We start from the raw sequence: 12,082 nt of genomic DNA, 5'->3' as shown, positions 1-12,082 counted from the left end.
TGTATGGACCGGAGACATGGTTTACACTCGTTCGGGGACATAGGTTACATGGCCAGTGGTGCTGTGCGTGCGTAGATTGAGGCTGCCCAGCGCATGCTGGCAGAAATACACGTGCCACTCGTCCTCCGCCAGCAGACGCAGCCCAATCGGGTGGCCGTGGAACGCTTTGCTAATGCGATAGGTCTGGCCCCGGAAACTGAATTGCCCATGCTCCTGCACCTTGCGCACCTGGTCGTCGGGCCCGTACTCAATCGCGGGCAACGTCTCCGGAAACGGACGCGCACTCGGTTGGTAGCGTTGGGCCGGTACGGCGTAGCCCAGCGCCTGATGCGGTCGCTCCAGATTATACACCTGGCGCCAGCCGTCAAAGCCGACCTGGCAACTCTGTGGCTCACTCCACGCCGGGTCGCGCAACAACTCGACGTCCAGCGTGCGGTGAAAGCGTTCATCCTTGCCTTGCGTTTGCGGATGGTACGGTCGCGAATGACTGATGTGAATGCCGATCTGCACCAACCAGACCGTCAGCCGCGTGTAGGGCTGGCCGCCCTCATCGCCCCACGGCGCGCCGTTGTCCATCGTCATGCGCTCCGGCAGGCCGTAGGTGCGGAAGACCTCGCGCAAGGCCGTTTGCACTGTCTCCGTGCGCTGATCCCAACAGGCGCGCAGCGCCAGCGCGAAGCGCGAATGGTCGTCGAGTACGGTCAGCGGGTAGCAGCGCGTGCGGGCTGCGTCGCGTAGGCGGAAGTCGCCTTTGAAGTCCATCTGCCAGAGCTGATTGGGAGCCGCGTATTCAAAGCGCTGAAAGGGCTGATGGTTGAGTGCCTCGGCCGGGTTGATCAGGCCATGCCGCTGCAAGATCGCCTGGATGGTGCTGGCCGCCGGCAAATCGGCACGGGAGACGCCCGCCTGGTGGCTCAACCAGTGCCACAGCTTGCGGGCCCCCCAGGCCGGATGGGCTTGGCGCGCGGCGATGATCGTTTGTTCGACGGCTGCGGGCGTGCGGTGTGGTGAGTGCTGTGGTTGGCGTGAGCGATCGTGCAGCCCCCCGGCACCCGCGGCGGCAAAGCGGCGCAGCCACTTGTAGGCGGTCTGACGGCTAACGCCGTAGCGTTCAGCCAGTTGGCTCAGGTTGCGTTGCTCATGCTGAGCTAATGCGACGAACTCTTCGCGTTGGGACATGATGGAGACCTCGGTCCATGGCATGTGACACCTCCTGAATGAGGGTCATCATACCGTATGTGAGTGTCAACCATGTCCCCGAACACCTGTCAACCATGTCCCCGGTCTATACAATGAGGGGGCATACGTGCGGCCGACTCCAAAATGAGAATTGCTGCCGCGCGCCGAGAAGACCCGAAGGGTTTCGCCATCATGTCGCCGATGGCGAGTAGCCCGCCAGAAACCCTTCGGGTCTGTACTGCCGTTCACGCCAATTCAGCCAACGAATGACGGTGTCAGACCCATCGGCGCCATGACGCTAGGTGGCTATCCCCGCCACTTGGATGCGCCGGTCAGGACCTCGGCACCGTCTTGCGTTATCAGCGCGACATCTTCGATGCGAACGCCGCCCCAGCCGGGAATGTAGATGCCCGGCTCAACCGTTACCAGGCTGCCGGCAGGCAACACATCCTGCGACACACGGCCCGCGCTGGGCTTCTCGTGGATTTGCAGTCCGAAGCCGTGTCCCAAGCCGTGGCCGAAGTTGTCGCCGTACCCGGCGTCTTCGATAACCTTGCGCGCGGCCGCATCCACGTCGCGACCGGCGACGCCGCTGCGCAGCGCCGCCATCGAAGCGTTCTGAGCGCGCTGGACGATGGCGTAGATCGCGCTGAACTTCGCGTCCGGCTCGCCGATCACAAATGACCGGGTCAGGTCGGCGCAATAGCCGTCCACGCGCGCGCCCATGTCGATCCAGATCGGTTCGCCCACCTGGATGGCACGCTCGCTCGGCACGTGATGCGGCTCGGCAGTGCCGGGGCCGGACGCCACATGCACATCGAAGGCGAGTCCCTCAGCGCCATGCGTGCGCATGAACGACTCCAACTCCCATGCGACTTCCTTCTCGGACATGCCGGGCTCGATCTTGGTCAGGATGAATTCGTATGCGCGGTCGGTCAGCGCAGTCGCTCGGCGAATGGCGCCCATCTCGCCGGCATCCTTTACGGCGCGCAAGCCTTCGACGAGGTCGGTGGTCGCCACCAGTTCGATGCCCGGCAGGCTGGCACGCCACGTGTCCAGCGCGCCCGCCGTCAGGCGGTTGGCTTCGTAGCCGACGCGCGTCGCACCGATCGATTGCAGCGCCTGACCGATTGCGTCGGCCTGTTCGGGATGGTTCTTGTAGGTGAGCAAGCTGAAAGCAGGCGACTGCTTGCGGATCTGCTCCCAGTAGCGAGAATCGCTGGCGATGAATTGCGCGCTTTGCCCCGCAATCAGAACGCCTGCCGAACCGGTGAAACCCGACAGGTAGCGCAGATTCACGTTCGGCGTTTCCTCGGCTTGCCGGACCAGCAGCGCGTCCAGATTGTGTTGCGTCAGGACGCGGCGCAAATTGTCAATGCGTGGAGTGCTCATGGAGGTTGCCTCGTCGGGCTACTTCTTCTTCGCGCCGGGGTGCGCGTTCATGTAGACTTCCTTCGCTTTGGCCTGCGTGACGTGCGTGTAGATCTGCGTCGTCGAGAGCGACTCGTGCCCGAGCAGTTCCTGGACCGAGCGCAGATCGGCCCCGCCGTCGAGCAGGTGCGTGGCGAAGGTATGACGCAGCACGTGCGGCGTCACTTCGCCATGAATGTCGGCCTTCATGGCGTACTTTACCAGCGCCATCTGCACACTCCGCACCGTGAGACGGGTCCCGAAGCGGTTGAGGAAGATCGCATTCGTCGTCTTCTTGCCGATCAGTTTCGGGCGCGCCTCGCGGATATAGGTCATGACCGCGCGCATCGCCGGGCGGCCGATGAGCACCATGCGCTCCTTGTTGCCCTTGCCCAGCACTTTGATCTGCGCCCGCGCGCTGTCGATGTCGCCGAGGTTGAGGCCGACCAGTTCCGACACGCGCATGCCGGCCGCGTACAGCAACTCCAGGATGGCGCGGTCGCGCATGCCCTGCGGATCGCTGATGTCGGGCGCGGCGAGCAGGTTCTTGATCTCGTCGGGCGATAGGAAGCGCGGCAGGCGTTTCGGCACCTTCGGCGCCGAAACGGCGTCGAACGGGTTGTGGTCAAGCACTCGCTCGCGCATCAGAAAGCGCGCGAACGAGCGCAACTCCGACAACCGCCGGGCGATGCTGGCCTTGGCGTAGTCCTCGTCGGTCAGCCATCCCACATACTCGCGGATCAACTCCTTGTCGACCTTGTCCCAGGTCGAGACGCCCCGGGCTTTGAGAAACTCCAGAAACTCCTCGATCTCGCGCCGGTAGTTGCGCAGTGTATACTGGCTGGCGTTCTTCTCGGTGCTCAGATGGTTGACGTACATGCTGAGATGATTGTCCATAGCCTCACCTGCACTGCGTTGTTAGGGATGTGCCGCGCGATTACGCGACGGCCGGCTCGGCCAGCGCATCCAGGTCGTATACCGTTTCGCACACGGTGCACTTGACGCGATCTTTGCCCGCGATGACCATCAGGCCCCCATCTTTCGGGCAGCGCTGGATGACCGGGCGGTTCCACGACGCGAAATCGCAGTTGGGATAGTTGGCGCACCCGAAGAAGAAGCGGCCGCGGCGCGTCTTGCGCTCCACGATCTCGCCGCCGTCCTTCGGGCACTGCACGCCGATCTTGTTGAGCCATGGCTTCGTGAACTTGCAGTCCGGGAAGCCGCTGCACGAAATGAACTTGCCGAAGCGCCCGCGCTTGATGATCAGCGGGCGACCGCAGGTCGGGCACAGCTCGCCCGTCTCCTCGGCCTCCATGGCGACTTTCGGCATGGAGGTCTCGGCTTTTTGCAGCGAGCGCGCAAACGGCCCGTAGAACTCGGTGAGCACCGGTACCCATTCTTTCTCGCCTTCCGCGATCTGGTCGAGCTCGCCCTCCATCTGCGCCGTGAAACCCAGGTCGACGACCTCGGGGAAGTGCTCGACAAGCAGGTCGTTTACGATGAATCCGATATCGGTCGGATACAGGCGCTTGTCGCGCGCCTCCACGTACCCGCGCGTGGCGATGGTCGCCACGGTCGGTGCGTACGTGCTCGGGCGGCCGATGCCGTTTTCTTCGAGCGCTTTGACCAGCGTGGCCTCGGAGAAGCGCGGCGGCGGCTCGGTGAAGTGCTGCTCCGGCCGCAGGCGCAGCAGATCGACCACCTCACCGTCTGACAGCGGCGGCAGAATCTTGCCCACCGACTCGTCCTCGTCGGACTTCTGGCTATCGTCCTTGCCTTCTTCGTATACCTGCAGGAAGCCCATGAACTTCACGATTGAGCCGCTGGAGCGGAAAAGGAAGGGCGGGTTGGCAAAGCGTTCGTCGAGCACCACTGACGCCGCGTCGCCGACGTGCCAATCGCGGTTCGCGCCCGTGTCGACCGACGTGACGTCAAACACGGCCGCTTCCATCTGGCTGGCGATGAACCGTTTCCAGATCAGATCGTACAGACGCATCTGGTCGCGCGATAGGTGCGCCTTGACGCTGTTGGGGTCGCGGCGCGCCGCGGTGGGGCGCACGGCCTCGTGCGCTTCCTGCGCCAGTTGATTGCGCGAGCGGTAAGTCGGCGGGGTGGGCGGCACGAACTCCGGCCCGTAGCGCTCGGCGATCAGCGCGCGGGCTTCGTCCTGGGCGACCCTGGCCACGTTCGTGGAGTCGGTACGCATATATGTGATCAGGCCGACAGTGCCTTCGCCGTCCAGGTCGACGCCTTCATACAGTTGCTGGGCAATCTGCATCGTCTTCCTGGTGCTGAAGCCGAGCTTGCGCGACGCTTCCTGCTGCAGGGTGCTGGTCGTGAACGGCGCGGCCGGATTGCGGCGGCGCTCACTCTTCTTCACCTTGAGCACGATATACGTCGCACCCTCCAGATCGCTTACGACGGCCTGCGAATCGCTTTCGTTCTTGAGGTCGGCATCGGCGCCCCGCACTTTGGTCAACCGGGCCGCGAAGAACGGACGCGGCAAACGGGCGCGGGTCGTCTGCTGGGCCAGGTCGGCTTCGAGCGACCAGTACTCAACCGGTACGAACGCCAGGATCTCGCGCTCGCGCTCGACGATAAGCCGCACCGCGGCCGACTGCACGCGCCCGGCGCTCAGGCCGCCGCGCACCTTGGCCCATAGCAGCGGGCTGATCTGGTAGCCGACCAGCCGGTCCAGGATGCGCCGCGCCTGCTGCGCATTCACCAGCCGCATGTCAATATCGCGCGGGTGCGCGAACGCCTCGGTCACCGCGCCCTTGGTGATCTCGTCGAACGCCACGCGATGTGCGCGCTCGGCCGGGATATTGGCCGCTTCCATGAGGTGCCACGCAATGGCCTCGCCCTCGCGGTCGGGGTCGGTTGCGAGGAAGACTTCCTCGGCTCTGGCCGCCGCGGCGATCAGGTCTTTCACTACGTCTTTCTTGTTGTTCGGCACCCGGTACTTGGGCGTAAACGCATGCTCGACATCGACGCTGAGCTGCGATTTGAGCAGGTCGCGCACGTGGCCGACCGACGCTTTGACCTGGTATCCGGCGCCGAGGTATTTGCCGATCGTCTTGGCTTTCGACGGCGATTCGACGATCACGAGCCGGCCGGAGCGCCGCGGGTCGGCCGCCTTGCCGCGTTTCGTGCCGCGCGGCTTGGCCGGCGCGCGCGGCTGTGGCTCGGGCCTGGTCAGGCCTTCATGGGCGGGCGTGGCGCCCATGCGGAACAACGTCGTCCCGCAGACCGGGCACACGCCCCGGGTGGCGGGCGTGGCGGCGGCTGTGAACACGGCGGTCGGAGACTGCATGACGCGCTTGGTCTTGCACTTCATGCAGTAGGCTTGAATCTCGGTTTGTGCTTCTGACATTCGCTTGGTCTGGCTCCTGCTGAGAGTTCCACCCGTGCGTGTGGCGCCGGTGGTCGGCGTTGGTCGCTATTCGCGCAACATCCAGAAGTATATGATGGCTTGCCAGCCGAACGCGAGCGCGCCGGCGATGGCGCCCAGCGCAGGCAGCGGTATGCTGAGCCGGGCGTCCACGAACAGCATCCCCATGCCGAAGCCGATGCTGTCAACCAGTACCACGAACAGCGAAAGGATGAACGTGATCGAGCCGACGCGATTGAGCGGCGGCATGGTCTCGTTGCGCCAGCGCAGCGCTTCGGACAGCAGCGGGTACTGCTTGATGTAATAGTCTTTGATCCGGTTCATCGTCAGCAGGCTGTCCTGGAAAGACTGGCGTAGCCGGATCAGATGAAACAGCGTGAACAGTCCGGTCAGGCCGACGACCCAGAAGATGACCGCATAGACCGGCGACGGCAGGCGGCCGGTGACGCCGATGACCGAATCGGTTTGGGAGATGCCTGGCGCGCGGCTGGCGTCCAGTTGCGCGAGTGCCAGCGCCAGTGTGGCGAGCGCGCCCGCAATCACGACATAGAACTCGACCACTTTGCGGCGGTCTTCGAGGTTCTGCTCGACGGTTTCGCGCGCATACTCGAACTCCATCTGTAAGATGGACTCGGCGTGCAGGTCCAGCTCGCTGGCGTGTCGGTGGTCTGGCATGGTTGACTGGCTCACAGCAAAGCGTCGCGCCGATCGGCCTTGAGCTGGTCGACGACGAGTTTGACGTCCTGGGCGCGATCTTTCGGGCAGATGAGGATCGCGTCATCGGTCTCGACGACAATCAGGTTGCTGACCCCGAGCGTGGCGATCAGCTTGCCATTCGACCGGATAAAGGAGCCGTGCGTGTCAATTGCGACGTGGTCGCCGAGCACGACATTGCCGTTTGCGTCGGCGGGCAGCAGATCATGCAGGGAGGCCCAGGAACCGATGTCGCTCCAGCCGATATCAATCGGCAGCACGGCGGCGTTCGTGGCGCGCTCCATGATGCCGCGGTCGATCGTCTCGTTGACGACCTGCGTCCAGATGGCGGGCAGTTGCTCCGGCGCCTGCGCAATCGTATCGAGCTGTGCACTGAACGCGGGCATGTGCTGCCTGAACGCGTCGAGGATGGTGTCCACGCGCCAGGTGAACATGCCGGTGTTCCAGTAGTAGCGCCCGGTGGCCATCATGCGCTCGGCCGTGTCGCGATCCGGCTTCTCCGTGAAGCGCGCGATGCGGTAAGCCGCCTGAGCGCAGGCAGGCTCCAGCGCATCCCCGCGCTCGATATAGCCGTACCCCGTTTCGGGGTAGGTTGGCGCGGCGCCCATGGTGACCAGCAGGCCGCGCTGGGCCAGGGCGTGGCACGTTTGCAGCGACGTTCGGAAGCCCGCCTCGTCACGGATGAAGTGGTCGGCGTGCAGGCTGGTCATCGTGGCGTTCGGGTCGCGCTGGCGGATCAGCATGGCGGCCAACCCGACGCATGGGCCCGTCCCCTTCGCGGACGGCTCGACGATGACGTTGTTCGCCGGCACGCCCGGCAACTGCTCGCGCAACTGCGCGGCATGGCGGCTGCCGACCAGAAAATAGATGCGGTCGAGCGGTATCAGCGGCCGGACGCGGTTGACCGTCTGCTGGATCATCGTCCGGTCGCCGGCCAGGTCCAGGAACTGCTTGGGATGGCCGCCGCGGCTGCGCGGCCAGAGCCGCGTGCCGCTGCCGCCGGCCAGGATGACGGCGTAAAGGTTGGTAGCGTTCAAGTTTCGATGTTCCGGATTGCGCGTCATGATACGCGCACGTAATACATGCCACCCACGTGGCGCGCCGAGCCTTTAAGCTCCATCAGGGTTAGCGTGGCGGTGATGGCCGAGACCGGCTGCTGGAGCGAGCGTCCCAGGTCGTCAACGTGCGCCGGCTCCTGCGACAGCGCGGTGTAGAGCGCGCGCTCGGTCTCGTCTTCCGGCAGCACCTCGCGCGAGGCTGCTTCCTGCGCGGCGTGCTCGAGGTGCAACTCCTCAAGTATGTCTTCAGCGCGTGTCACCAGCTTTGCTCCCTGCTGGATCAGGCGGTTGGCGCCGAGGCTGGTCTTACTGTAGATACTGCCGGGCACAGCGAACACTTCGCGGCCCTGGTCCAGCGCGAACGCGGCAGTGATCAGCGCGCCGGAATCGAGCCCGGCTTCAATGACGACGGTGCCGAGGCTCATGCCGCTGATGATGCGATTGCGCGGCGGGAAGTTGCGGCCGTCGGGTCCGGTACCCAGCGGGTAGTCGCTCACGATGGCGCCGCGCTGGACGATCTGCTCGCTCAGCGGACGCGCCTCAGGCGGGTAAATGACATCGACGCCCGAACCGAGCACCGCGATGGTGCGGCCGCCCGCATCGAGCGCGGCCTGGTGGGCGATCAGGTCGATGCCGCGCGCCAGCCCGCTGATGATCGTGATCCGGTTGCGCGCCAGTTCGGTGGCCAGTGCGCGCCCCGCCTCTTTGCCGTACGCCGTCGGAAGGCGCGTGCCGACAATGGCGACGGCGAACGAGTCTTCGGATCTGATCTCGCCGCGACAGTACAACGCCGGCGGCGGGTCTGCGATCTGCGCGAGCCGCTCCGGGTAGTCCGGATCATCCCATGTCAGCAAGCGGGTCTCGGCGCGTTCCAGTCGCGCGAGGTGCTGGTCCAGATCGAGCGTTGCGCGCGCCTGCGCAATGTTGTCGACGGCCCGCCGATCGAGCCCGGCTCGGGTCAACTCGTCGGTGCCGGCCTGCCACGCCGACTGCAGATCGCCGAAGTAGGCGATCAGCGCGCGCGTTTTGACCGGGCCGACACCCTGCGCGAGATTGAACGCGAGCCAGTATCGCGGGTCAGACACCCAGCCAGCATATCACGAAGTTGGTCTGCCGGTCAAGTGGCAAATTGATCGTCAGGTTATGCGGACTGTGCCGAAGGTTAGCGCAAGCCCTCCAGCAGTTCGACAATCATCTTGCCGGCTGCGACATCCACGCTGCGCACGACCTGAGGGATTGCCGGCAGCAGTATCTCCGTGCCGGCTTCGTCGCGCACCAGGTAGACAGCGTTGGCACCGGTCTTCCAGACTTCGATGACGCGGCCGAGCGCCTCGCCGGCCGTGGTTTCAACGGCCAGCCCCTCGATCTCGTAGACGTAGTGCTGGCCCGGCTTCAGCGGGACCGCGTCGCTGACATCGACGCTCATTTCGCCGCCTTTGAACGTGGCGGCGTGCTCGGGCGTCTCGACACCTTTGACCTTGACGAGCGCGTGCGGCGGGTGCAGCCGGCCGCGCTCGACTTCAAAGCGTTCGTTGCCAATGAAAACAGCGGCCAGCGATTTGAAGCGTTCAGGGAAGTCGGTCTCGATCGCGACCTTCATATCCCCGAGCAGGCCAAATGCGCCAACCACGCGACCGATGATCAGCTTGTCTGGTGCAGGCATAGTCTGGTGAGAAAAGAGACAACCACAGACGCGCATGCGCCAGGCGCAGCCATACGGCGCTGCGCCCGAGCGGCGCATCTGTGGTTGATTGAGCGAACTGTGCGCGAGCCTTGCGGCCCACGCGGTTACTTGATTTCGAGCGTGACGCGCTTGCCCTGGCGAATGGCGGCGACCTTCAACAGCACGCGCATTGCGTTGGCGATGCGCCCGCCGCGACCGATGATCCGGCCGAGGTCGTCCTGAGCCACGTGCAGGTAGATCGTGCCGTGATGCCCGCCGGTCTCCCGCACCTTGACTTCGTCCGGGTGGTCGACCAGTTCCTTCGCCATGTACTCGATTAGTTCACGCATGCATTTCCTCGGGCTATGCAGCCGGGGTTGCGGCGGGCGCGGCGAGCACCTGCTCGATCGTTTCGCCCGTTTTCACACGCGCAAACTTTTCGAGCGTCTTGGTGCGCCGAAACAGGCGCGAGACCGACTCGGTCGGCTGCGCGCCGACGCTCAACCAGTGGAGCGCGCGCGCCTCATCGATGATGAGCGTCTGCGGCTCGGTGCGCGGGTTGTACTGGCCGATGTTTTCAATGAAGCGGCCCTGCCGGGCCATCTTGTCTTCCGCGATGACAACGCGGTAGACCGGCTGCTTCTTTGCGCCCATGCGGCGCAGGCGAATCTTGACTGCCATGTGTTCTCCCGAATAATTGTGACGTTCTCGCTACGGTTGCGTACGCCCCCGGCAAGCCGAGAGGGTGAAGCGCCAGTCCTTAAGGGAAGGCTCAGCGCTTGCGGCTCTGCGCGGGCGTTTTCGCTTTGGCCGTGCTTTTACGCGCGGCCGGCTTGCGGGCGGGCGTCTTCTTCGGCGCCGCCTTGCGGGCAGCCGGTTTCGAGGCGACTGCCGCGCCGTTTAATTTATAGGTTGACGCGGTCGCGCCGCGATAATCTTCGCGCGGAGGCGAGAAGATATCCACCACGACCGATGCCACCGGGAAATCCGCCGCATGCGGCGTGCCGCCCGAGACGACGTAGGCCATCCCCTGTGTCAGGTGAAAGTCCTTGCCGTCGCAGTGAAAGACCATTTCGCCGCTGACAATGTAACCGGACTGCTCGTGCGGGTGATTGTGAACCGGCACGACGACGCCGGCCTTCATCGTCCACTCGATGATCATCATCCGGTCGCCGTCCGCCAGCACGCGGCGGAATGCGCCGGGTACCTGCTCGACAGGCGCGACATCGCGCGAATCGTTGGCCTGAATCTTCCATTTTGCCATGCGGTCCTCCGGCTAGCGGAACATATTCATGAAGTTGCGCATGCCGCCCGGCGTGCGGATCTGCGCCATCATCTTTTGCATTTCGCGGAACTGCTTCATCAACTCGTTGACTTCCTGCACACTCGTGCCGCTGCCCCTGGAGATGCGCCGGCGCCGGCTGGCGTTGAGCACGCGCGGGCTGCGCCGCTCATCCATGGTCATCGACGAGATGATCGCCTCGACGCGCTTCATCTGCAAGTTCATATCGTCGTCGTCGATTTCGTTCTTGATGCGCGACATGCCCGGGATCATGCCGAACAGGTTCGAGATCGACCCCATCTTCTTCAACTGCTTCATCTGCTTGAGGAAGTCGTCGAGATCGAACTGGCCCTCGAGCATCTTCTCGCCGGCCTCGCGCGCGATCTCCATGTCGAGATTTTCCTGCGCCTTCTCGATCAGGGTCAGCACGTCGCCCATGCCGAGAATGCGGGAGGCGAGGCGGTCGGGATAGAACGGCTCGAGCGCGTCGGGCTTTTCACCGACGCCCATGAACTTGATCGGCACGTGCGAGATCGCGCGGATCGACAAGGCGGCGCCGCCGCGCGCGTCGCCGTCGACCTTGGTCAGCACAAGGCCGGTCAAGGGCGTGCGCTTGTTGAACTCGTCAGCCGAGCGGACCGCGTCCTGGCCGGTCATCGCATCGACCGTCAGCAGGACCTCGTTCGGGTTGGCGTTCGCTCGGACTTGCTCCAACTCGCGCATCAGGTCGTCGTCGATGTGCAGGCGGCCGGCGGTGTCGAGAATGACGACCGTGTATGCCTTGTCTTTGGCGTAGGCGACGGCGTGCGTGCAGATCTCGGGCGGCGAGAGCTTGTCGCCCTCGGCAAAGACCGGGATGTCGAGCTGCTTGCCGAGCGTCTGCAACTGCGTGATGGCGGCCGGGCGGCGCGTGTCGGCGGCGACCAGCAGAGGGCGCTGCCCGTTCTTGCGCAGGTAAAGCCCCAGCTTGGCGCTCATGGTCGTCTTGCCGGTGCCCTGCAGGCCGACCATCATGATGACGCGCGGGGTCGGGCCGTCGATATTCAGCGGCGCCGGCTCGCCGAGCAGCTTGATCAGTTCCTCGTGAACGATCTTGATGACCTGCTGGGCGGGCGTCAGGCTTTCCAGCACCTCCGCGCCGATGGCGCGCTCGCGGATGCTGGCGATGAACGTTTTGACGACCTGAAAGTTGACGTCGGCTTCGAGCAACGCCATGCGCACTTCTTTGAGCGCCAACTCGACGTCCTCGGTGCGCACCACGCCCTTGGACTGGATACGCCGGAATACGTTTTGGAGTTTGTCGCTGAGACTATCAAACATAATGTGTCGCGATACCGTCGCGGCGGTAGGCGAGCCGTTATCCCACACAAAAACATCGGGGTCTC

12 protein-coding genes are annotated in these 12,082 nt (G+C 64.5%); all 12 read right to left on the bottom strand.

Translation table 11 applies throughout. The features are described 5' to 3' along the window. Positions 1–21 precede the first annotated feature (21 nt). On the bottom strand, positions 22–1,203 hold the full coding sequence (locus tag HZB53_09315) for an IS481 family transposase (GenBank protein ID MBI5877837.1): 1,182 nt from the start codon (positions 1,201–1,203) through the stop codon (positions 22–24). 282 nt (positions 1,204–1,485) lie between these two features. After that, positions 1,486–2,571: an aminopeptidase P family protein gene (locus HZB53_09310; protein MBI5877836.1), complete on the bottom strand. Its 1,086-nt coding sequence runs from the start codon at positions 2,569–2,571 to the stop codon at positions 1,486–1,488. An 18-nt stretch (positions 2,572–2,589) separates the two neighbouring features. Continuing rightward, positions 2,590–3,486, bottom strand: a complete 897-nt coding sequence (gene xerC, locus HZB53_09305) for a tyrosine recombinase XerC (GenBank protein MBI5877835.1) — start codon at positions 3,484–3,486, stop codon at positions 2,590–2,592. Positions 3,487–3,526: 40 nt separating this feature from the next. Continuing rightward, positions 3,527–5,962: a type I DNA topoisomerase gene (gene topA, locus HZB53_09300; protein MBI5877834.1), complete on the bottom strand. Its 2,436-nt coding sequence runs from the start codon at positions 5,960–5,962 to the stop codon at positions 3,527–3,529. Positions 5,963–6,028: 66 nt separating this feature from the next. After that, positions 6,029–6,655, bottom strand: a complete 627-nt coding sequence (locus tag HZB53_09295; GenBank protein ID MBI5877833.1) for a hypothetical protein — start codon at positions 6,653–6,655, stop codon at positions 6,029–6,031. Between the two features lie 11 nt (positions 6,656–6,666). Further along, on the bottom strand, positions 6,667–7,731 hold the full coding sequence (locus HZB53_09290) for a mannose-1-phosphate guanylyltransferase (protein ID MBI5877832.1): 1,065 nt from the start codon (positions 7,729–7,731) through the stop codon (positions 6,667–6,669). Positions 7,732–7,754: 23 nt separating this feature from the next. Then, positions 7,755–8,837 (bottom strand): DNA-protecting protein DprA, encoded by a 1,083-nt coding sequence (dprA, locus tag HZB53_09285; protein MBI5877831.1) that lies wholly within the window; start codon positions 8,835–8,837, stop codon positions 7,755–7,757. 77 nt (positions 8,838–8,914) lie between these two features. Beyond that, entirely contained in the window at positions 8,915–9,415 is a 501-nt protein-coding gene (rimM, locus tag HZB53_09280; protein MBI5877830.1) for a 16S rRNA processing protein RimM, read from the bottom strand. A 125-nt stretch (positions 9,416–9,540) separates the two neighbouring features. Next, on the bottom strand, positions 9,541–9,765 hold the full coding sequence (locus HZB53_09275; protein MBI5877829.1) for a KH domain-containing protein: 225 nt from the start codon (positions 9,763–9,765) through the stop codon (positions 9,541–9,543). Positions 9,766–9,778: 13 nt separating this feature from the next. Then, complete coding sequence (rpsP, locus tag HZB53_09270) at positions 9,779–10,096, bottom strand: 30S ribosomal protein S16 (protein ID MBI5877828.1); 318 nt, start codon at positions 10,094–10,096, stop codon at positions 9,779–9,781. 91 nt (positions 10,097–10,187) lie between these two features. Further along, on the bottom strand, positions 10,188–10,679 hold the full coding sequence (locus HZB53_09265; protein ID MBI5877827.1) for a cupin domain-containing protein: 492 nt from the start codon (positions 10,677–10,679) through the stop codon (positions 10,188–10,190). Positions 10,680–10,691: 12 nt separating this feature from the next. Further along, the gene (gene ffh, locus HZB53_09260; GenBank protein MBI5877826.1) at positions 10,692–12,017 is read right to left on the bottom strand and encodes a signal recognition particle protein; all 1,326 of its coding nucleotides are present in this window, start codon (positions 12,015–12,017) and stop codon (positions 10,692–10,694) included. Positions 12,018–12,082: the final 65 nt, after the last annotated feature.

The organism is Chloroflexota bacterium, assembly GCA_016235055.1.
Classification (GTDB): Bacteria; Chloroflexota; Anaerolineae; order JACRMK01; family JACRMK01; genus JACRMK01.
This window is presented reverse-complemented; position numbering and strand designations above follow the sequence as displayed.